Here is a 20,676-nt window from a genome sequence, read left to right on the forward strand (position 1 = left end):
CAGCCTGAAAGGGGTTGTGGTGAACCATAGAATCTCCCACAAATTTAGCGCCAGATGCTTCTCTAAATTCGATGCCTCGGCAGAGTTCGTGTACTTTTTTGGGCGGCGTCAGTGTTTGGCTCTGGTGCCGGATTACCGGTCAGTCACGTAACATCTGATACCTGCGTCGTTTCCCGTGGGAGGCGCGACCTCGCGGCAATGGCGGCCGCAGGACGCCCGGGGTTTGGTTCCGCGCTACTCGAGCTAAAGCCTAAAAATCTCGCACTGCCTGCGAAGCCAACACTATCCTGTCCGCCGGCACCCTCAGCTGCGTCATCAGATATTCCTTGAACGCGCCCGACCAATCCTGCCGCTCGATGGCATCCGCCATACAGCTCAGCCAGATATCCCGCTCGGCCTCGTTGACAGCCCAACGCGCGTGAAAGGCAGGAATACTGATCTGCCCGTAACGCTCGAGATACAGCCGCGGCCCTCCCAACCAGCCACAGAGAAAACGAGTCAGTTTATCCCGCGCCTCGCTGAGGTCTTCCGGGTACAGACGGCGGACGTCTGCAGCTCCTTCGGAGCCATCCATAATCTGATAGAAATCATCTACCAGCTGACAAATGCCTTCATAGCCACCGGCAGCCTGGAACGAAGCGTCACCTTCACCGAAATGCGCCATTCTCAGGTCTCCTCCTTCCTCTTGCCGAGATTACCCATCAATCAAGAAAACCTTCGAGCTGCTGCTTGCGTTGCTGCGCATGGTCAATCATGCAGAACTGGTAGGCCGGCAGGCGTACCGAGCCGCCCTGGTCAAGGGCGAATTGAGCATCGCAATCGGTCTTGCGAAACGCTGCCCATTGATTCTGCGCACGGATCAGCAGCTCTCGCGCTTCCAGTGCATGGGGGTTGTCCTGGCCTTGGGATTCGAGCTCATCAAGCAGTGATTGGAATGTATCGTCGAGGCGTTCGTCTGCGCGTTCACTTTCCTGCGTGACGCATTCGATGATGTCGACATCGGAGATAAATTGGCCGCATTCGCTGCCAGCCATAGCCTGCGATGATAACGCCAGCATGCTGCCCGCGATAACAAATTTCATATGCCTCATGACTTTTGTCCCTTCAACCCGATCCCCGAAGATTATCAGCAAACCTTCGATCCAGGTGCTTGTCACACGGACAGGCATCTGAAAGAGGATATGACATGGCACATAAGTTCAAGGTCGGTGACCACGTCAGCTGGAACTCCGAAGCCGGTCAGGTCAGCGGCACCATTACGCGTGTGCACACCTCCGACACCACCTACAAAGGGCATACCCGGCGAGCGAGCGAAGACGCGCCGCAATATGAGATCAAGAGCGACAAGACTGATCACATCGCCATGCACAAGGAAGATGCGCTGAGGAAAAAGAACTGAGTATGGCGCTCCCCGAAACCATCTGGACCATCGGTCACTCAACCCGCTCGATCGAGGATTTCATCGCTGTGCTCAAGCACTACCGGATCGAAGCAGTCGCAGACGTGCGCCGCTTCCCCGGCTCCCGGCGACTGCCTCAGTTCGGTATGGAAACCTTGCAAACGAGCCTGGCTGCTCATGACATAAAATATGAGCTGATCACCGAGCTGGGCGGTCGACGTCGACCCACCACAGATTCGGTCAATATCGCCTGGCGCAATACCTCATTCAGAGGGTATGCGGACCATGTCGCGAGTGATGAATTCCGGGCCGGACTGGAGCGCTTGTGCGATCTAGCTAAGCGGTACAGGACCACGATGATGTGCGCCGAGGTGCTATGGTGGCGCTGTCACCGCTCGCTGGTGTCGGATGTATTGCAGGTCGCAGGCACCAGCGTTATCCACATTCAGGATGAAAAAAACAGTACCGAACACCCCTTCACACGGCCCGCGAGGCTGTATAAGGGCACGCTCACCTACGATTCAACCCGGGGCGAACCGCTGAATGACAAAGAGCGGAGCCAGGGAGTGCAGACTCAGCTGGACCTGTAGTAGCTGCAATGACAAGCAGCGTAGCCTGTGCTGTTCTATCTTTAACCCACACTTCCCAGCCGGAGCCTTCACATGGCGGATAACAAAGACGACATGCGCAAATATTCATCACAGGTAGTAGATGGCGTCGAAACCGCCCCGGCTCGCGCCATGCTCCGCGCCGTAGGTTTCACTGAAGAAGACTTCAGCAAGCCGCAGGTCGGCATTGCTTCGACCTGGGCCAACGTTACACCGTGCAATATGCACATCAACCGGCTTGCCGAGGATGCCGGGCGTGGCGTGGATGCCAACGGCGGCAAAAGCGTTATTTTCAATACCATCACCATTTCCGACGGGATCGCCAACGGCACCGAGGGCATGAAGTATTCGCTGGTCTCCCGTGAGGTGATCGCAGACTCGATCGAAACCGTTGCCGGCTGTGAAGGCTTCGACGGTCTGGTCGCCATCGGCGGCTGCGACAAGAACATGCCAGGCTGCCTGATCGGCATGGCGCGGCTGAATCGCCCTTCCATTTTCGTCTATGGCGGCACCATCAAACCGGGCGCCAATCACACCGATATCATTTCGGTCTTCGAAGCCGTCGGTCAGCATGCCAAGGGCGATATCGACCTGCTGCAAGTGAAGCAGATCGAAGAAACCGCCATTCCCGGGCCAGGTTCCTGTGGCGGGATGTACACAGCCAATACCATGGCCTCGGCTATCGAAGCGCTGGGCATGTCGCTACCCGGCTCCTCAGCGCAGAATGCTGTCTCGCTGGACAAGAGTGAGGACTGCATCAATGCCGGGCGGCAGGTGCTCGAGTTGCTCAGACAGGACATCAAGCCGCGGGACATCATGACCCGCAAGGCATTCGAGAATGCCATCCGTGTGGTGATTGCGTTGGCCGGCTCGACCAATGCCGTTCTGCATCTGCTGGCCATGGCCCATGCGGTGGACGTCGAGCTGACCCTGGACGATTTCACAGAGATTGGCAAAACCACACCGGTGCTCGCCGATCTGCGCCCCAGCGGTCAATACATGATGTCCGAGCTGGTTGCGATTGGCGGCATTCAGCCGTTGATGAAGCGTCTGCTGGACGCGGGCCTGTTGCACGGCGACACGCTGACCGTCACCGGCAAGACGCTCGCCGAGAATCTCGCTGATGTCGATGACTATCCCCAGGGTCAGGAGATCATTCGGCCCTTCTCCGACCCGGTCAAAAAGGACTCCCACCTGGTGATTCTGCTCGGCAACCTGTCTCCGGATGGCGCCGTGGCGAAAATCACCGGCAAGGAAGGACTGCAGTTTGAGGGTAATGCTCGCGTTTACCACGGGGAAGAAGCCGCGCTCGACGGCATCCTCGATGGCCAGGTAGTGGCGGGTGACGTGATCGTGATCCGCTACGAAGGGCCCAAGGGCGGCCCGGGCATGCGCGAGATGCTGTCGCCCACCTCAGCCATCATGGGCAAGGGGCTGGGCAAAGACGTGGCGCTGATCACCGACGGCCGCTTTTCCGGCGGGTCGCACGGTTTTGTGGTCGGCCACATCACGCCCGAGGCCTTCGACGGCGGGCCTATCGCTCTGGTCGAGGATGGCGACCGCATCAGTATCAATGCTGAAACGCGCGAGATAACGCTGGACGTAACAGAGGCTGAGCTCTCCAAACGCAGAGCCCGGTGGCGCAGGCCCGCTCCCCTCTATAACCGGGGCGTGCTGGCCAAATACGCAAAACTGGTGTCGAGCGCGTCCGAGGGCGCGGTTACGGACAAGTAGCGATGGTTTCGTACATCATTGCAGCATGCAGAATCTGACCTGTCGGCGCGTCCGAACGCGGCCCGAGGCGCACGCCACCCCCAGGAGGACACCAGCCGCCCCTGGGGGTGTAGCGCGCCTGCGCTACGCCAAAGGCCTGCACCAACACCAGACTCTGGCGGGGCGCCCGAACGCGACCGAGACACCTGTCGAATCTGCACCGTCGGCGCGCAGGCGCACGCCAACCCCAGGAAAACCCCAGTCCGAAACCATCCCTGGGGGTGTAGCGCGTCCGAGGGCACGGTCACGGATCAGTAGCGCTGGCTTCGTATATCAACAAGGCGACCGTCCACGAAACGCAGATGTCTGTACATGCCGTTCCGCGGACCATACGTCCAGTGGTCGACTCGCACGGCGTCAGCTACCGGGGCACCATAGCCGTCAATTTCAGCCGGCTCGGTGACATGCTCATCTGGCTCTCCACACTTGTCCCTGACGCTCTGCATGGTTTCTTCGGCACCGACGATACCGTCAGCGCAGCGCATGGAGGCAACAGCTTGCGCGCTGCACAATGAAAGCAGAACTGCTAGAAGTAACGAACCAAGCTTTGAAATATCCATTTTCAGTCACCCGTTAAATAAGGCGTTGATTGAGACTGGCATGGGCTGAGTGAAGTCATTTAAACGACCACAGGATCAGCATGCGACTCTGGACACTCCATCCCAAATATCTCGATCCCAAAGGCCTTGTAGCGCTGTGGCGTGAAGGACTGTTGGCCCGTGCCGTGCTGCATAACCAGACCAGAGGCTACAAGCAGCATCCCCAGCTTGAGCGCTTCCGGGCGCATCCGGATCCGCTTGCAGCTATCGACGCCTACCTGGCGGCCGTACTGGCAGAAGCCACTTCACGCGGATACCGCTTCGATCAGAGCAAGATCGCCCCGACTTTATCCGTCGCGCTCATCGCTGCGACTACCGGCCAGGTAGAGTGCGAATGGGCTCATTTGATGAACAAACTTCTGAGTCGTAGTCCGGGCCTGCACGCTCACTGGATTGAAACGGCGGACCCCGATTGCCATCCCCTGTTTACTCTTACGCCGGGCCCTGTAGCGTCCTGGGAGCGGGCGCCAGCGGTCGCCGTCCAGGTCAGCAACCCTTTCCTCAAGCGCCTCGATTAGATCCGGCACCACGGCATTCTGATCATTTCCTGCTCATGCTCTCCTCTGTGGCACGCAATCTGCAGCCATCCAGGCACATCCATTCCCGACAACCTTCAAGGGGAGCATATGAATAAGAGCTTCTGGAACGCAGGTCACACGCCCACGCTGTTTGCCGCCTTTCTCTACTTCGATCTGAGCTTCATGGTGTGGTATTTGCTTGGCCCCTTGGCGGTGCAGATCGCCACAGATCTGGACCTGACTGCACAACAGCGGGGCATGATGGTCGCCACGCCGATTCTTGCGGGGGCCATTTTGCGGCTGGTTCTCGGCTTTCTGGCGGACCGTGCGTCGCCCAAGACAGCCGGGATTACCGGTCAGGTGGTGGTCATCAGTGCGCTGCTTTTTGCCTGGCTGATGGGCATCAACAGTTATAACCAGGCACTGCTGCTCGGGCTAGGTCTGGGCTTTGCCGGTGCGGCCTTTGCCGTGGCGCTGCCGCTCGCCTCCCAATGGTATCCCGCGGAACATCAGGGCACGGCGATGGGCATTGCCGGGGCAGGCAATTCGGGCACGGTTCTGGCTGCGCTGTTTGCACCCGGTCTGGCCTATCTGTTCGGCTGGCAGAACGTGTTCGGACTGGCGTTGATACCGCTGGTCGCCACGCTGATCATTTTCATCCTGGTGGCGCGCAATGCCCCGGCACGCCCCAAACCGAAGGCGGTCCGTGATTACCTCAAGGCCCTGCGCGACAAGGACAGCTGGTGGTTCATGTTCTTCTATAGCATCACCTTCGGCGGCTTCATCGGGCTGGCCAGTGCCCTGCCCGGTTATTTCAATGACCAGTACGGGCTGGATCCGGTAACCGCTGGCTATTACACCGCGGCCTGCGTCATGGCCGGCAGTTTCATGCGCCCCCTCGGCGGCGCGCTGGCAGACCGGGTCGGCGGCGTGACCGCGCTGTCGTGCATGTACGCTGTTGCCGCCCTGTGCATCGCCGTCGTCGGTCTTAATCTCTCCAACTCCTTCGCTGCCCTGGCATTGTTCGTCGCGGCCATGCTCGGGCTCGGTGCAGGGAACGGCGCGGTGTTCCAGCTGGTTCCGCAACGCTTTCATGGTGAAATCGGCGTCATGACCGGGCTTATTGGTATGGCCGGCGGCGTCGGTGGCTTCGTACTGGCCGCAGGACTGGGGACGCTCAAGCAATACACCGGCGATTACCAACTGGCCCTCTGGCTCTTCGCTGGACTGGGAATGCTCGCCTGGGTAAGCCTGTTGAACGTGAAATACCGCTGGCGGACCACCTGGGGTTCGTCAGGGATGACAGCGGCGCGGGTTTGATTGCTCGCCGGAGCTGCGCAGTGTGATTTACCCGCACGGATATCGAGCTCCGTCCAACCATAGGCTTCCCGGCGAGCACTCGCTCGAGCTGAAACAGAGCGCTTTGGAGTGTCAAGTTCCATCTCGACAAAGGTGACCTCACACAACGCCGCTGGCTGGGATGGAACCCGGCCCTCCATAGTAGGTGGCTTTATAGGTGGATTTAGCAAAATCGATCGCGCGGTCGGCCATCGGCCGCTGGAGTACGCCTTCTCCAGCAGCCATTCGAAACCATGCTGCAACGCCCACCACTGCGCACCACCAGTGCGCATCAAAGCCTCAACGCGGTGCATTCAAGCCCCGGGAAATCCCTGCGGAACCTCTCTAGCCCGCTATTCAGGCAAGCAGGCGACCTGGCACAACCTATGCACTCCTTTCACACCAAAACGAGGGCCCATCCATCGGAGTGGGCGCTCCCGCTCACCAAGCGCTTGGTACTGGCGCCTATAAAAGGAGCACTCCATGCAGAAACTCAAACTGGTCCTGATTGGCAACGGGATGGCCGGAATTCGTACCCTTGAAGAGCTGATCAAGCTGACCCCGGATATGTACGACATCACGGTGTTCGGTGCCGAGCCCCATCCCAATTACAACCGCATCATGCTTTCACCTGTACTCGCAGGCGAACAGACCTTCGAAGACATCATCCTCAATGACCTGAGCTGGTATCAGGACAACGGTATTCAGCTACACCTCGGTCGCAGGGTCGAAAAGATTGATCGGATACGTCGTCGGGTCATCGCAGATGATGGAACCGAAGCCGAGTATGACCGGTTGGTCCTAGCGACTGGCTCCAAGCCATTCATGCTGCCGGTGCCGGGCAATGACCTGGGCGGCGTCATCGGCTACCGCGACATCGAGGATACCCAGGCGATGCTCAAGATCGCCAGGCGTTACAAGCATGCCGTCGTCATCGGCGGAGGTTTGCTGGGGCTGGAAGCTGCCAACGGGCTGAAATTGCGCGGCATGAATGTGACCGTTGTGCATATCGGTGAAACCCTGTTGGAGCGTCAACTCGACAGAACCGCCGGCACCCTGCTCCAGCAAGCGCTGGAAGAACGTGGTCTCAACTTTCTGCTGCCCAAGTTCACCAGTGAGCTGATCGACGATGGCTCGGGGCGGGTCTGCGCTGTCCGGTTCAATGATGGCACCGAGATCCCGGCTGACCTGGTGGTAATGGCCGCCGGCATACGGCCGAATACCGAATTGGCTGAATCCTCCGGGCTCGCCTGCAACCGCGGCATCCTGGTCAACGACACGCTTCAGACCTTCGATCCGCGCATCTACGCCATCGGCGAATGCGCCAGCCACCGCGGCATCGCTTACGGCCTGGTAGCACCGCTGTTCGAGCAAGCCAAGGTGTGCGCTAACCACCTGGCCATGCTGGGCTTCGGCCGTTATCAGGGGTCGATTACCTCGACCAAGCTCAAGGTCACGGGCATCGACCTGTTCTCCGCCGGTGATTTTCTCGGTGACCAGGACTGCGAATTCATCACCCTGTCGGATCCTATACGCGGCGTGTACAAGAAGCTGGTGATCAAAAAGGACATTCTCGTCGGGGCCTGCCTGTACGGCGATACGAGCGACAGCGGATGGTATGTCCGCCTGATTCAGGAAGGACAACCTATCAGTGAGATCCGCAAACATCTGATGTTCGGCGAAGCCAGTCTGGCCGCACAACCCGCCGGCGAAATCCGCTGCATCGACGCCAGTTCCCAGCGCCAGGTGGCCAGCAATGCAGAACCTCTGAGAGCCATTGCATGACTGTGAAAACCGCCTCCACCTGCTGCTACTGCGGCGTCGGCTGCGGCGTGCTGATCGAGCACGATGGCGAACGTATCCTTGATGTACAGGGCGACCCGACCCACCCAGCCAATTACGGACGCCTGTGCACCAAAGGCTCGACCCTGCACAAGACCGGCGACATGGCGGCCCGCGCACTGTATCCGCAATTGCGCCTCGGCAAGGGGCTCGCACGCAACCGTGTCGACTGGGATACCGCCATGGGCCACGCCGCGCAGATGTTCGGTCAGGCCATCGCCGAACACGGCCCCGACAGCGTTGCGTTCTATATATCGGGCCAACTGTTGACAGAGGATTACTACGCCTTCAACAAGCTGGCGCGCGCCCTGATAGGCACCAACAACATCGACAGCAACTCGCGACTGTGCATGTCCAGTGCCGTGGTGGGATACAAACGCAGCCTGGGAGCCGACTCACCGCCCTGCTCCTATGAAGACATCGAGCGCAGCGATTGTGTACTGATCGTTGGCAGCAATATGGCCTATGCGCACCCGGTGCTGTTCCGCCGGTTGGAGCAGGCCAAGGCCGAATTTCCGGATAAACGCATTATCGTGGTCGATCCACGACGCACCGACACCTGTGATCTGGCGGACCTGCATCTGCAGATCCAACCCGGCACCGATGTCGCGCTGTTCCACGGCATCATGCATCTGCTGCTATCCGAGGGTTTGATCGACCGTGCCTATATCGATGCGCACACCCGTGGATTCAGCGAGCTCGAAGCACTGGTCGCCGATTACCCACCGGCGGTGGCGAGCGCGCTGTGCGGTATCGCCGAAGACGTCCTTGTCACCGCTGCGCGCATGATCGGCAACGCGCCGAGCTTCCTCTCGCTGTGGTGCATGGGGCTGAATCAGTCAACGTCCGGCAGTGCCAAGAACAGCGCTCTGATCAACCTGCACCTGGCCACCGGACAGATCGGCAAAGCCGGCAGCGGCCCGTTCTCGCTGACTGGCCAGCCCAACGCCATGGGCGGACGCGAGACCGGCAGCCTGTCAAACCTGTTGCCCGGGCACCGCGACGCCGGAAACACCGAACATCGCGACGAAGTCGCGGATTATTGGGGGGTTGATCGGCTGCCATCCGCGCCAGGGCTTAGCGCCATCGAGCTGTTTGAGGCAGTGCGTGAGGGCCGTATCAAGGCGCTCTACATCGCCTGCACCAACCCGGCCCAGTCCCTGCCGGACCAGACGCTGGTGCGCGAAGCCCTTGCGGCCTGCCCCTTCGTTATCGTTCAGGAGGCCTTCGGCAACACCGAGACCTGCCAATACGCCGATCTGTTGTTGCCCGCCGCGAGCTGGGGCGAGAAGCAGGGCTCGGTCACCAATTCCGAGCGACGCATCAGCCACGTGCGCGCCGCGATACCTGCGCCGGGCGATGCGCGCGCAGACTGGGATATCGTCTGCGACTTCGCCCGACGGCTGGAAAAACAACTCCGCCCGGGCCAGAAAAGCCTGTTCGATTTCAGCGCACCGGCCGAGCTATTTGATGAGTTCATTGGGCTGACCAGGGGCCGCGACCTTGATTACAGCGGTCTGAACCATGCGTTGATCGAGGTGTTGGGCCCGCAGCAATGGCCCTTCCCTGCTGGCGCGACTGCTGGCACGCGGCGCCTGTATGCCGACGGCCGCTTTCCCACCGATGACGGCCACGCGCGTTTTTTGCATGAGCCGTATTTACCTGCAATCGAACAGCGCGAATCCAGGTTCCCCCTCACCCTGAATACCGGTCGCCTGCGCGATCAGTGGCATGGCATGAGCCGCACCGGCACTGCGGCGCAGCTCTTCGGGCATGTTGATCAGGCGCAGCTGAGCCTGCACCCGGAGGAGCTTGAGCGGCGCAACCTGAGCGACGGCCAGTTGGTGAAAGTCAGCAGCCGCCGGGGCGAGTTGATATTACCGGTATCGGCTGATGATCAGCTGCGACCCGGACAGGCCTTCATTCCCATGCACTGGGGTGATCGCTACCTCAAGGGCCTCGGGGTCAACGTCCTGACCCAGCCGGCATTCGATCCGTTGTCCAAACAACCGGAGCTAAAGCACACCGGCATTGATCTGCAGCCAGTTTCGCTGCCCTGGGAGCTTTTCATACTGGTGGAAGGCGATGTGCAGCAGCGGTTTGACGCGCTACGCCCGCTATGCGAGCAGTTTGCTTACGCCAGCTTCGCACTGAGTGGTCGCGATCGACCGGCGTTGCTGGTCCGCGCCGCGCATACTACTGCGCCAGATGCGGCGTGGATGAATACTGTCGATCGGTTACTCGGCGTGGATGAGGGCGCTGTATTGGTGTATGACGATCCTGGCCAGTCCGTTGGCAAGCGCATCAGAATCGAACAGGGGCGCATCACCGCCATCCGCCTAACCGGCGAAGCGGCAGCCCGTGACTGGCTACGTGGCCTGTGGGAAAGAGGCGAAATCAGCTCACCCTTGCATCGCTGGTTCCTGGCGCCACTGGCATCGCCACCCGGCGGTGCCACCGCTACGGACAAAACCCTTTGCAATTGCATGAACGTCAGCGCCAGCCGCATACGCGCCGGCGTAGAGGACGGATTGGATTTGCAGGGGTTGAAGGATCAACTCGGCTGCGGCACCCAATGCGGATCATGCGTGCCGGAAATCAAACGCATGCTGGCAACCCATTCGGTAACAGCCTAGGCGGGATCCTCCCAGGCTGTAAGGCGTAGCGCATTCGCGCTACGCCTTTCTACAGGCGAGAATCTACTCGGCAATCAACTGCCGCAGCACGTAATGCAGAATCCCACCGGCCTTGAAGTAATCCACTTCGTTTCGGGTATCGATCCGGCATAGCACTTCGAAGCTGAAGCTGTCTCCGTTGGAGCGGGTCCCTGACACCTTGAGGGTCTGACCCGGCTGAATGTCATCGTTAATGCCCTGGATATCCAGCACCTCATGTCCATCGAGCGCCAGCGATGCAACGTTCTGACTATTGAGGAACTGCAACGGCAGGATGCCCATTCCGACCAGATTGGAGCGGTGGATACGCTCGAAGCTCTCGGCAATCACCGCCTTGACCCCCAGCAAATTAGTGCCCTTGGCTGCCCAGTCGCGGCTGGAGCCGGTGCCGTATTCCTTGCCGGCAATGACGACCAGCGGCGTGCCTTCGCTCTGGTAACGCATTGCCGCATCGTAAATCGCCATCCTTTCTCCGGAAGGCGTGTGGATGGTTTCCCCGCCCTCTTCGCCTCCCAGCATGCGGTTACGGATACGGATATTGGCGAAGGTGCCGCGCATCATTACTTCATGATTGCCACGGCGCGAACCGTAGGAATTGAAGTCCGCCGGCTTGACGCCGAGGCTCTGCAAATATTCACCCGCAGGGGACGTAGCCTTGATGTTACCGGCCGGAGAGATGTGGTCAGTAGTGATCGAATCACCAAACACCGCCAATACGCGCGCACCATTGATGGGTTCGAGCGGGGCCAGCGGCTGGTCGATGGTCTCGAAATACGGTGGATTCTGGACGTACGACGACTGGCTGTTCCAATCGTAGGTATTGCCCTCGCTCACCCGGATCGACTGCCAATGTTCATCTCCGCTGAATACGTCGGCATACCGCGAACGGAACATGCTGTCTTCAACCAGGGCTACGGCCTCGGCAATTTCAGCGTTGCTCGGCCAGACGTCGCGCAGGAACACCGGTTTGTTGTCCTTGTCCAGGCCCAGCGGTTCATCCATCAGGTTCATGCGCGTATTCCCGGCCAGAGCATAGGCTACGACCAGCGGCGGAGACGCCAGCCAGTTGGCCTTGACGTGCTGATGCACGCGGCCTTCAAAGTTGCGATTGCCTGACAGAACAGCCGACACAACCAGATCATGTTCACCAATGGCCTGGGCAATGGGCTCGGGTAGCGGGCCGGAATTGCCGATACAGGTGGTGCAGCCATAACCCACCAGGTTGAAGCCAAGCTGGTCAAGATACTGGGTCAACCCGGCTTTCTGGAGATAATCGGTGACCACCTTGGAGCCCGGTGCCAGGGAAGATTTCACCCAGGGTTTGCGCTGGATGCCACGTTCAATGGCCTTCTTGGCAACCAGACCGGCGGCCATCATGACGTTGGGATTGGAGGTGTTGGTACATGAGGTTATCGCCGCGATGACCACGGCACCGTGTTCGAGTACGTGTTTTTCGCCATTGAGCGTGATGCATGCCTGACTGCCTTCGGCGCCCACTGCCGTTCCACCGCCACCTTCGCCTTCCAGGCGGGCTTCGTCCTGGTCGGCAGGCTTGACCTGCAAGCCCAGCAGCTCGTCGAATGCCTTGCTGACGCTACCCAGTTCGACCCGGTCCTGCGGACGACGCGGACCGGCGAGGCTCGGTACAACCTCGCCCAGATCCAGATGCAGGGAATCGGTAAATTCAGGTTCGTCGCCGGGGTTGCGCCACATGCCCTGCGCCTTGCAATACGCCTCGACCCGCTCGACCACTTCGGTCGGACGGCCGGTGAGCCGCAGATAACCAATGGTGATCTCGTCGATGGGGAAGAACCCGCAGGTGGCGCCATATTCTGGGGCCATATTGGCAATAGTGGCGCGGTCAGCCAGCGGCAGATCAGCCAGACCATCGCCGTAAAACTCAACAAACTTGCCCACCACGCCCTTCTTGCGCAGCATTTCCGTCACCGTCAGCACCAGGTCAGTGGCGGTCATGCCCTCCCGGAGGCGGCCGGTCATCTTGAAGCCGATCACTTCCGGAATCAGCATGGAAACCGGTTGCCCCAACATCGCCGCTTCTGCTTCGATCCCGCCTACACCCCATCCGAGCACGCCAAGGCCGTTGACCATAGTGGTGTGGGAGTCAGTCCCTACCAGCGCGTCCGGATAAGCCCACTGCTTGCCATCCACCTCGGAAGCCCAGACGCTCTGCGAGAGATATTCCAGGTTCACCTGGTGACAAATGCCCGTACCGGGCGGTACCACACGAAAATTGTTGAATGCCTTCTGGCCCCAGCGCAGGAATTCGTAACGTTCGCCATTACGCTGCATTTCGATCTCAACGTTGTCGTTGAAGGCGCTGGGGTCGCCAAAATGGTCGACCATTACCGAGTGGTCAATGACCAGGTCGACCGGCGACAGAGGGTTGATCCGCTGCGGATCGCCGCCCGCACGAGCCACTGCGTCACGCATCGCAGCCAGGTCCACCACGGCGGGAACACCGGTGAAGTCCTGCATCAGTACCCGGGCTGGCCGATACTGAATCTCGCGGGAGGATGAACGGTTTTGAAGCCAGTCCGCCATCGCCTGGATATCGTCACGTGCGACGGTCACGCCGTCCTCATGACGTAGCAGATTCTCCAGCAGCACCTTGAGAGATTTAGGCAAGCGGTCCAGATTGCCCAGCTGTTCGGCTGCCTTGGGCAGAGAATGGTACTGATAGGACTGGTTTCCGACCTGCAGGGTAGACATGGTACCCAGACTGTTCACTTGGGACATTAATCAAATCTCCTTTCGGGCTGACCGACGGATAGCGGCCAAGGCGTTGGAATAGAGTCACCCTGAATGATCATCAAAGCCATTGCAACCGGGCCAATATGGATGCCGCCATGGGTGCTGCGCATTGATACAACCAGCATAGACAACAATTGGGGCATCAGCGTTTCGTCCTTTGATGTTACTGCTGCTGAAAATGCCAATTCCCGGGACCATGCAACAACGTGCTGCCCGTCTTACCCAGCCGCAAGCCGGAATGCTAGAATGCGCGTTTTGCACATCATCAAGGAACAAGACCTATGTGCGGCATCGTCGGCGCCATCGCTCAGCGCAACATCACCCCTATTCTCCTGGAAGGCCTGCGTCGTCTTGAATACCGGGGTTACGATTCAGCTGGCGTTGCGGTTATTGCTGAAAACGATGGCATCCAGCGCGTTCGTGCAGCTGGCAAGGTGATCGAGCTGGAGAACAGCCTCGAGGCGCAGCCCGCCAACGGTCACCTCGGAATCGCCCATACCCGCTGGGCCACGCATGGCAAACCGGCGGAACACAATGCCCATCCGCACCTGAGCACCCGCCTGGCGATCGTGCATAACGGCATCATCGAGAACCATGCCCCGCTGCGTAGCAAGCTGAAGGAGCTGGGCTATCAGTTCACCTCGGACACCGACACCGAAGTGGTCGCCCATTTGTTGGCCCACCACTACAGTGAATCAAATGATCTGCTGGCCGCGTTCCGCACCACCCTCTCCGAGATCCATGGTGCTTACGCCCTGGCGATGATCCATGAGGACGAGCCGAACACGCTGTATTGCTCGCGCATGGGCAGTCCGCTGGTGATTGGTGAGGGCAGCGAAGAGCATTATCTGGCTTCCGATCCCCTGGCGCTGCTGCAGGTGACCGACTGCTTCCGCTACCTGGAAGAAGGTGACTACGCCCGCATCAGTATGGACAGCTGCGAGATCTGGGACGCCGAACACCAGCCTGCAGAACGTCCGGTCAAGCGCTATGAACACGCAGCGCACAGCCTGGACAAGGGTGAGTACCGTCATTTCATGCTCAAGGAGATCTTCGAGCAACCCAAGGCCATCGAAGAAACCCTTGCCGGTACGCTCGGTGACGACCATGTGCTGACCGCCTTGCTGGGTCCGGACGCTGAAACGCGCCTGGCCGATGTGGCGAACATTCATATCGTGGCCTGTGGCACCAGCTACCACGCAGGACTTGTCGCCCGCTACTGGATCGAAGCCCAGGTCGGTATCCCTTGCCAGGTCGAAGTCGCCAGCGAATACCGCTACCGCACCGTCGTTGTCCCGCCCAACACCCTTCTGATTACCATCTCCCAATCGGGCGAAACTGCAGACACTCTGGCCGCCCTGCGCCATGCAAAGGGTCAGCATTATCTGGCTTCCCTTGCTGTTTGCAACGTAGCGGGTAGCTCGCTGGTACGCGAAGCCGACTGGCGCTTGCTCACCCACGCCGGTCCGGAGATTGGCGTCGCTTCAACCAAGGCGTTCACCACCCAGCTGGTTGCGCTGTTGTGGCTCACCACCGCTCTGGCCCAGGTGCGTGGCGGCGCCAAGGAGCAGATCATCGCCAATATCATGGCCATGCGTGCTCTGCCTGAGGTGATCACCAGGGTGCTCACACTTGAGCCTGCCATCACCGAACTGGCCGAACGTTTTGCCAACAAGCATCACGCATTGTTTCTTGGCCGTGGAACGCACTTCCCGATTGCCATGGAAGGGGCACTAAAGCTCAAGGAAATCAGCTATATACATGCCGAAGCTTATGCAGCAGGTGAGCTAAAGCATGGCCCGCTCGCACTGGTCGACGAAGATATGCCAGTGGTCAGTGTAGCGCCAAGCGACAGCTTGCTGGAGAAGCTCAAATCCAACCTGGAAGAAGTGCGTGCTCGCGGTGGCCAGCTGATTACCTTCGCCTGTGAGACCATCGAGCAGAACGCCAACGACGAGAACAACGAAACCATCGTACTGCCCTGGGTTGAAGAATGCATTTCGCCGATCGTCTACACCATCCCGCTGCAGCTGCTCAGCTATCACGTGGCTTTGGTCAAGGGAACAGATGTGGACAAACCCAGGAACCTGGCGAAATCGGTGACGGTGGAATAATTCGTAAAGCGTGCTGCATCCTAAGCCGGTTCGCGAAGTTCCCTACTCTCCAGAGCGAACCCCTTGGAATGCGTTCCATCTCAATCAGCCGCGCTGTCTTTGAGCGATGTAGCCGGGATGGAACCCGGCCCTCCATGAAGCGCTGCAGCCATGAAACCGGGGGCAGTTTCACCTGCCGCAGCTTCATGCTCCGCGCTAAAGCAGCCCCCGCAGCACCCCGAACCATTCCCCTTTGAAAAAGAAATTAGGAGATTTCCTTTCACCCGGCCCGCCATCGACAGTCCTGCCATTACTTAGGCGCGTAAAATCCCTCGACCCGGTCTATATCAAGCGGCTGGAAATGCAGTTCTACCCGATTAGCGCCGTGGGCCTGGCTGATAACCAGACGCTTGTCATCCGAAACGGCGTGCAGCCGCCCTTCATGTACACGCCCTGCCAGAGTGGTCAGACGCAATAACGTACCCCTGAACAGGTCCGGCTCATCAACCAGCGCCAATAGACTTACCGGATGCCAGCCAGGCTGCGACTGAACCGATGCCTCAATGGGCTGCGCCAGGGCGTGGGCTGGTTCAGGCCCGACAGCCTTATCGCTACTGATGAGGGCGACCAGCCACGCTGGTGTCTCTTCCAGCACAGCATCGCCTACCAGCCAGGTTTCTTGCACGGTGGGTAAATGCAGGTGTATCTGCAATGTGGTTGTGCCGTCGTTGGCAGGTTGCAGATCCAGATCAAGACTGTATTCGCCGGTCAGCGTACGACGCCCCGGGCTGGCCAGCGCACCCTGGTACCAGCGCAACTGTAACTGCGGCCACTCACCGGCATCGGTAGGAATCCGCTCGATTGAGGTGCTGTTCAGTAAAGACGGCGCGGAGGTAAAACGGATCGCCAGGGACCGGCGAACGCGCTCTGCAGAGGCCTCTTCGAATACCAGCTCATCATCGCGCCAATAAACGCGCTGGGGAGAGAAGGTCTGCCCCGCCACTGCACCGTGAAGCCTCGTCTGCTGACCAGCAGCGTCAAGCCAGCCGCCCGAGATCAGCATCGCGAAACGCTCTGGCTGTTGCTGATGCAGAAGCCCCAGCCCGAAAGCCGTTGCGAGACAGCCGAGGCAGAGCGCCAGGCGCGGCCAAAGCGCAAACCCGCGTCGAGGCATCAGTACGGTGATCAGCGGGAACGTCAGAGCCAGCAGTACCAGGCCGATGGACAGATGCCGGGACTGCACCACCAGCCATATCCAGGCCGCGCAAAGGAGGAAAGTACCACTCAATATCAACAAAGCGTCCATGCTCTCGGCCCTTTAGCCAGGGTCCGGCGTTCTTACAATGAAGAAAGCCGGTTGGTCCTAGTCCAGCTTGAAGTGTGCCCGGGCAGTTGCAATCGGTTCGTTGGAGCGATTCTGCCAGGCGGTGATGGCTACATTACCGACCCGGCGCCCCTGGCGCCACACCTGACAGCTGGCGTAGGTATCCTTCTTAAGCCCCGCTCGCAGGTAATCAATCGAGAAGTCAATGATCTTGGGAAATTGCGGGCTGTTCATGAATATCATCAGATGCAGCATAGCTGCCTGTTCCATGAAGCCAGCAATGACGCCCCCGTGTATGGCAGGCAGCACCGGGTTGCCGATGTTGTCATCGCTCATGGGCAGGCGAAACAGCACCTCATCGCCGAGCGCCTGCACCTGGATACCGATCAACTTTGCGTAGGGTACGGCATCAATCAACGGCTCATAGTCGCCGCTATCGTGGGCCTGACGGATCAAGGTTTCGATACTTGCTGCGTCCTGGCTCATGCCGCACCTCCGTCAATCGTGCGCGACGGCTGACCAGCTGCGTCAGGCTTGCCCATCCGCATGAAGGTACCGACCACGTGGGCGATCGGCTCCTCGCGGGACGCCTGATAGGCGATGCCTCGGGTGAAGATAACAGTCGGAGTGACCCGGTAACATTCGGCGAATCCATAGATAGCTTCGCCCGGTTGTGCGGGTCGCATATAGTCGATGCGCAGATCAAGCGTTGGGCAGATTTCGAATTCGGTAAGAAAACAGACCGTCGATATCCCACAGCAGGTGTCCATCAGAGTGGTAATCGCACCACCGTGAACCAGGCCATTGACCGGATTTCCAACTATTTTGTCGCTATAGGGTAGTTTCAGGACAAGTCCGTCCTGATCCGCCTGCTCGACAGTAATGCCAAGCAACTGGCAATGACGCAGCACGGAAAGAAAATTGCGCGCGCGGTCTTCTATGGTTCCCATTATCTTCCTGAACTTAGGCTTACAAGCGCCGCATTCTAGCAGAGATCCTGAGCCCGAGCCGCCTGCGGCTGGCCTCAACCTGTACTCTCTGGAACTAACCCCCTAATAACAAGACCAAAGCTGTGAATATATTCACGGGAGAACGCTATGAAAAAACTTTGCGCAACAGCTGTATTGGTAGCCAGCTTTGGTCTTCTCGCCGCATGTGGCGGTGATGAAGAAGAAGTGGAATACCCAGCAGAAACGACTGACGAAAGCACCATGGGCACCAATGACGGCATGGGCGCTGATCCAGGAGCGACTGGCAGCGGCATGGGCAGTGGAACCGGCACAGGCACCACTGGAACCGGCACTACCGGGACTGGAACTGGCACTGGCACCACTGGAACCGGCACTACCGGGACTGGAACTGGCACTGGCACCACTGGAACCGGGACTGGCACCACCGGCACCGGCACTGGCACCACTGGAACAGGAACAGGAACCGGGACTGGCACTGGCACTGGCACTGGCACTGGCACTACAGGATCCGGCACCAGCGGCACCGGTACCCAGTAATAGCAATAGCGGTTTTCTGCAGGGTGCGTCCGACGGCGCATCCTGCTTATAACCGCCCCTTCGGTTCGTCATCACCCGCACTGTCCACGCCTTGTCCCCACTCCGCCCTCGAAACAATGGTGCTAATCAGGATTATCCGGCGTCGGATCGACAAATTCCGTCGGCGTGAACATCATCGCCTCAAGTACATGAGAGTGAAATTCCCGCCGGTACAATACCCAGACGACCCAGGTAGTTGCTGCCAGAAAAAGGAATGGATTGATAAACCAGGCCAGGGTCGCCAGCGCGAAGTAATAAGAGCGCAAGCCCAGATTGAACGAGTAGCCTGCCATCGATAATACCCGTGCCGCCCTTGCTGCATAGGCCTTTCGTTCCGCTTCGGTAACGCGCTTCTCGCCAACCAGCGGCGCCGATCCAAGCAGTACTGACGCAAAGTTGTACTGACGCATCCCCCACGAGAACGTGAAGAACGCATAAACGAATATCCCGAGCATGACCAGTAGCTTGATTTCGGATGCTCCGCGGCTGACAGGCACAACGAAAGGGAGATCCTGCAACAGACTTTCGGCACGGTCGGTAGCCCCCATCACAGTGATCAGGCCAGCCAGGATCAACAGTGTGCTTGAGGCAAAAAACGCCGTATTACGCTCCAGGTTGGCTATCACGCTCACATCAGCAATACGCTGGTCGCGCATTAACAGCCGGCTCATCCAATCCTTGCGATACAGATGCAGCACACTGGCCAGGCAGGCGGTATCACGCGCCTTGCGCCGCGCATAGTATGTATAGCCGACCCAGCACGAAAGAAACCATGCGAGGGCAACGCTATTGAGCCAGACATTTCCTGCGTCAGGTAGTGAGAACATCAAACCAGCCTCAGTTATTGGCAGCATGACGCAGCGCGCCGTGCCGACTGCGATCAACAACAATGGCAACCACCAGCATCACCACCACCGGCACAAGCCAACCCAAGCCCTGGGAAGATAAAGGTAACGCCTGTAACCAGGTGGTTTCAGGTTCCATCAGGCCGGCGGCTTTGAGCCCATCCATGACGCCGAATACCAGCGCCACCAGCATGACCGGTCGCATGATGTTCTGTGGCCGCGCCCACCCGTGCACCAGCAAACCGACCAGCACTAACACGATAGCCAGTGGATACAGACCCACCAGCACCGGGATGGAAATTCTGATCAGATTATCCAGGCCCTGGTTTGCTACGGCCATGCTGAACAAGGTGAAAACCCAGACGACAGCCGAATAGCTCACCGGCATGATCCTGCTGAAAAATTCACCGCAGGCGACCATCAAGCCCACGGCGGTAGTCAGGCAAGCCAGCGTAATAACCACGCTCAACAGCATGCTGCCGGCGGTGCCAAAACGAAACTGAACGAATGCCGCCAGAATACGGCCACCGTTGGCGCCTGGTTCGACCAGTGAGCCACTGGTCGCACCCAGCTGGAACAATGCGAGATACACCAACGCCAGTCCGATTGCGGCAATGACAGCGGCGATCATGGTGTAACGCGTGATGAGCGCGGTGTTATCGATCTGGCGGTCGCGTATGGCCGTGGTCACGACGATACCGAACACCAGTGCACCCAGCGTATCCATGGTCAGGTAACCCTGCAGGAAGCCTTCGATGAAGGGCGCACGCCGATACGCTGCTGCAGCTGGCGCCACCTCGCCAGCGGGGAACAAAATGGCTGACAGACCCAACACCACCAGCGCGGCTACCAATATCGGCGTGATGTATTTGCCGACGTTATCCATCAGTCGTCCAGGCTTCAGCGCCAGGAACAGAACCGCAGAGAAGAATACCAGCGTATAAACCAGCAGAGTCTGCCAGCTGTCCTGCACGAAAGGCACCACGCCAATCTCATAAGACACGACCGCGGTGCGCGGCGTGGCAAACAACGGCCCGATCGCCAGATAGACCAGCACAGCCAGAGCCACACCGGCCAAACGTCCCAGAGGGCTGGTCAGCTCGTTGATGCCGCCGCCTACTTTGGCCAGCGCCACGAGGGTCAACAGCGGCAAACCCACAGCGGTAATCAGGAAGCCCAACGCGGTCGGCCACATATTTTGCCCGGCGACCAGGCCGGCCTCGGGTGGAAAGACGACGTTACCGGCGCCGAGAAACAGCGCAAAGGTCATAAAACCCAGCGCAAGCAGATTTGCGGATGACAGTTTTCTCACGGGATCTCTTCAAATTCAGGCCCATCCGGTA

18 protein-coding genes and 1 pseudogene are annotated in these 20,676 nt (G+C 59.2%); 9 read left to right on the plus strand and 10 right to left on the minus strand.

Annotation, left to right across the window (positions count from 1 at the left end; all coding sequences use genetic code 11):
* Nucleotides 1-250: 250 nt before the first annotated feature.
* Both FZE95_RS17955 and FZE95_RS17960 read right to left on the minus strand, forming a co-directional pair.
* Complete coding sequence (locus FZE95_RS17955; protein WP_150302201.1) at nucleotides 251-664, minus strand: group II truncated hemoglobin; 414 nt, start codon at nucleotides 662-664, stop codon at nucleotides 251-253.
* A gap of 37 nt (nucleotides 665-701) precedes the next feature.
* Nucleotides 702-1,082 (minus strand): lysozyme inhibitor LprI family protein, encoded by a 381-nt coding sequence (locus FZE95_RS17960; protein WP_190324596.1) that lies wholly within the window; start codon nucleotides 1,080-1,082, stop codon nucleotides 702-704.
* A 104-nt stretch (nucleotides 1,083-1,186) separates the two neighbouring features.
* Here FZE95_RS17960 and FZE95_RS17965 point away from each other — a divergent pair, with 104 nt between their 5' ends.
* The 3 genes from FZE95_RS17965 (at nucleotide 1,187) to ilvD (ending at nucleotide 3,741) form a co-directional block, all read left to right on the plus strand.
* Entirely contained in the window at nucleotides 1,187-1,399 is a 213-nt protein-coding gene (locus FZE95_RS17965; RefSeq protein WP_150302203.1) for a hypervirulence associated TUDOR domain-containing protein, read from the plus strand.
* Between the two features lie 2 nt (nucleotides 1,400-1,401).
* Entirely contained in the window at nucleotides 1,402-1,989 is a 588-nt protein-coding gene (locus FZE95_RS17970) for a DUF488 domain-containing protein (RefSeq protein WP_150302204.1), read from the plus strand.
* Between the two features lie 72 nt (nucleotides 1,990-2,061).
* Nucleotides 2,062-3,741: a dihydroxy-acid dehydratase gene (gene ilvD / locus FZE95_RS17975; protein ID WP_150302205.1), complete on the plus strand. Its 1,680-nt coding sequence runs from the start codon at nucleotides 2,062-2,064 to the stop codon at nucleotides 3,739-3,741.
* A 290-nt stretch (nucleotides 3,742-4,031) separates the two neighbouring features.
* Here the strand turns inward: ilvD and FZE95_RS19990 are convergent, their stop codons facing one another.
* Nucleotides 4,032-4,340, minus strand: a complete 309-nt coding sequence (locus FZE95_RS19990; RefSeq protein WP_150302206.1) for a DUF2845 domain-containing protein — start codon at nucleotides 4,338-4,340, stop codon at nucleotides 4,032-4,034.
* An 80-nt stretch (nucleotides 4,341-4,420) separates the two neighbouring features.
* On the opposite strand from FZE95_RS19990, the gene FZE95_RS17985 reads away from it, so the two are divergent.
* From FZE95_RS17985 to FZE95_RS18000, 4 genes and pseudogenes are all read left to right on the plus strand, one after another.
* A complete protein-coding gene (locus tag FZE95_RS17985; RefSeq protein WP_150302207.1) occupies nucleotides 4,421-4,897 on the plus strand; it encodes a pyrimidine dimer DNA glycosylase/endonuclease V in 477 nt (158 codons plus the stop codon).
* A 108-nt stretch (nucleotides 4,898-5,005) separates the two neighbouring features.
* Complete coding sequence (locus FZE95_RS17990) at nucleotides 5,006-6,217, plus strand: nitrate/nitrite transporter (RefSeq protein WP_150302208.1); 1,212 nt, start codon at nucleotides 5,006-5,008, stop codon at nucleotides 6,215-6,217.
* A gap of 501 nt (nucleotides 6,218-6,718) precedes the next feature.
* Nucleotides 6,719-7,927 (plus strand): annotated as a pseudogene (locus FZE95_RS17995) (NAD(P)/FAD-dependent oxidoreductase); the annotation flags it as partial.
* 89 nt (nucleotides 7,928-8,016) lie between these two features.
* Entirely contained in the window at nucleotides 8,017-10,713 is a 2,697-nt protein-coding gene (locus FZE95_RS18000; protein WP_150302210.1) for a nitrate reductase, read from the plus strand.
* 63 nt (nucleotides 10,714-10,776) lie between these two features.
* Here FZE95_RS18000 and acnA read toward each other — a convergent pair whose 3' ends face one another.
* Nucleotides 10,777-13,509: an aconitate hydratase AcnA gene (gene acnA, locus FZE95_RS18005; RefSeq protein WP_150302211.1), complete on the minus strand. Its 2,733-nt coding sequence runs from the start codon at nucleotides 13,507-13,509 to the stop codon at nucleotides 10,777-10,779.
* Nucleotides 13,509-13,667, minus strand: a complete 159-nt coding sequence (locus FZE95_RS19650; RefSeq protein ID WP_190324597.1) for a hypothetical protein — start codon at nucleotides 13,665-13,667, stop codon at nucleotides 13,509-13,511. Before FZE95_RS19650 ends, acnA begins: the two co-directional genes overlap by 1 nt.
* A gap of 138 nt (nucleotides 13,668-13,805) precedes the next feature.
* On the opposite strand from FZE95_RS19650, the gene glmS reads away from it, so the two are divergent.
* Entirely contained in the window at nucleotides 13,806-15,638 is a 1,833-nt protein-coding gene (gene glmS / locus FZE95_RS18010; RefSeq protein ID WP_150302212.1) for a glutamine--fructose-6-phosphate transaminase (isomerizing), read from the plus strand.
* 289 nt (nucleotides 15,639-15,927) lie between these two features.
* On the opposite strand, the gene FZE95_RS18015 is transcribed toward glmS, so the two are convergent.
* From FZE95_RS18015 to FZE95_RS18025, 3 genes are read right to left on the minus strand one after another with little or no spacing between them, the layout of a single operon-like run.
* Nucleotides 15,928-16,923, minus strand: a complete 996-nt coding sequence (locus FZE95_RS18015; protein ID WP_150302213.1) for a hypothetical protein — start codon at nucleotides 16,921-16,923, stop codon at nucleotides 15,928-15,930.
* A 57-nt stretch (nucleotides 16,924-16,980) separates the two neighbouring features.
* Nucleotides 16,981-17,427: a PaaI family thioesterase gene (locus FZE95_RS18020; RefSeq protein ID WP_150302214.1), complete on the minus strand. Its 447-nt coding sequence runs from the start codon at nucleotides 17,425-17,427 to the stop codon at nucleotides 16,981-16,983.
* The gene (locus FZE95_RS18025) at nucleotides 17,424-17,891 is read right to left on the minus strand and encodes a PaaI family thioesterase (protein WP_150302215.1); all 468 of its coding nucleotides are present in this window, start codon (nucleotides 17,889-17,891) and stop codon (nucleotides 17,424-17,426) included. Before FZE95_RS18025 ends, FZE95_RS18020 begins: the two co-directional genes overlap by 4 nt.
* Before the next feature lie 214 nt (nucleotides 17,892-18,105).
* Here FZE95_RS18025 and FZE95_RS18030 point away from each other — a divergent pair, with 214 nt between their 5' ends.
* Entirely contained in the window at nucleotides 18,106-18,501 is a 396-nt protein-coding gene (locus FZE95_RS18030) for a hypothetical protein (RefSeq protein ID WP_190324598.1), read from the plus strand.
* A 70-nt stretch (nucleotides 18,502-18,571) separates the two neighbouring features.
* On the opposite strand, the gene FZE95_RS18035 is transcribed toward FZE95_RS18030, so the two are convergent.
* Together FZE95_RS18035 and brnQ are read right to left on the minus strand one after the other, a co-directional pair.
* The gene (locus FZE95_RS18035) at nucleotides 18,572-19,315 is read right to left on the minus strand and encodes a DUF599 domain-containing protein (protein WP_178100981.1); all 744 of its coding nucleotides are present in this window, start codon (nucleotides 19,313-19,315) and stop codon (nucleotides 18,572-18,574) included.
* 10 nt (nucleotides 19,316-19,325) lie between these two features.
* Entirely contained in the window at nucleotides 19,326-20,645 is a 1,320-nt protein-coding gene (gene brnQ / locus FZE95_RS18040) for a branched-chain amino acid transport system II carrier protein (protein WP_223825127.1), read from the minus strand.
* Nucleotides 20,646-20,676: the final 31 nt, after the last annotated feature.

It is taken from the genome of Pseudomonas profundi, from assembly GCF_008638305.1.
Taxonomy (GTDB): domain Bacteria; phylum Pseudomonadota; class Gammaproteobacteria; order Pseudomonadales; family Pseudomonadaceae; genus Halopseudomonas; species Halopseudomonas profundi.

Bases quoted from the DNA above. Each gene is read 5' to 3' on its own strand.
- FZE95_RS18035 (WP_178100981.1), bottom strand. From the start codon at position 19,315: ATGTTCTCACTACCTGACGCAGGAAATGTCTGGCTCAATAGCGTTGCC.
- FZE95_RS17955 (WP_150302201.1), bottom strand. From the start codon at position 664: ATGGCGCATTTCGGTGAAGGTGACGCTTCGTTCCAGGCTGCCGGTGGC.
- FZE95_RS17965 (WP_150302203.1), top strand. From the start codon at position 1,187: ATGGCACATAAGTTCAAGGTCGGTGACCACGTCAGCTGGAACTCCGAA.
- FZE95_RS18000 (WP_150302210.1), top strand. From the start codon at position 8,017: ATGACTGTGAAAACCGCCTCCACCTGCTGCTACTGCGGCGTCGGCTGC.
- glmS (WP_150302212.1), top strand. From the start codon at position 13,806: ATGTGCGGCATCGTCGGCGCCATCGCTCAGCGCAACATCACCCCTATT.
- FZE95_RS17960 (WP_190324596.1), bottom strand. From the start codon at position 1,082: ATGAAATTTGTTATCGCGGGCAGCATGCTGGCGTTATCATCGCAGGCT.
- acnA (WP_150302211.1), bottom strand. From the start codon at position 13,509: ATGTCCCAAGTGAACAGTCTGGGTACCATGTCTACCCTGCAGGTCGGA.
- FZE95_RS19650 (WP_190324597.1), bottom strand. From the start codon at position 13,667: ATGCCCCAATTGTTGTCTATGCTGGTTGTATCAATGCGCAGCACCCAT.
- FZE95_RS17985 (WP_150302207.1), top strand. From the start codon at position 4,421: ATGCGACTCTGGACACTCCATCCCAAATATCTCGATCCCAAAGGCCTT.
- FZE95_RS18020 (WP_150302214.1), bottom strand. From the start codon at position 17,427: ATGAGCCAGGACGCAGCAAGTATCGAAACCTTGATCCGTCAGGCCCAC.
- FZE95_RS18025 (WP_150302215.1), bottom strand. From the start codon at position 17,891: ATGGGAACCATAGAAGACCGCGCGCGCAATTTTCTTTCCGTGCTGCGT.
- FZE95_RS18015 (WP_150302213.1), bottom strand. From the start codon at position 16,923: ATGGACGCTTTGTTGATATTGAGTGGTACTTTCCTCCTTTGCGCGGCC.
- ilvD (WP_150302205.1), top strand. From the start codon at position 2,062: ATGGCGGATAACAAAGACGACATGCGCAAATATTCATCACAGGTAGTA.
- FZE95_RS17970 (WP_150302204.1), top strand. From the start codon at position 1,402: ATGGCGCTCCCCGAAACCATCTGGACCATCGGTCACTCAACCCGCTCG.
- FZE95_RS18030 (WP_190324598.1), top strand. From the start codon at position 18,106: ATGAAGAAGAAGTGGAATACCCAGCAGAAACGACTGACGAAAGCACCA.
- FZE95_RS19990 (WP_150302206.1), bottom strand. From the start codon at position 4,340: ATGGATATTTCAAAGCTTGGTTCGTTACTTCTAGCAGTTCTGCTTTCA.
- FZE95_RS17990 (WP_150302208.1), top strand. From the start codon at position 5,006: ATGAATAAGAGCTTCTGGAACGCAGGTCACACGCCCACGCTGTTTGCC.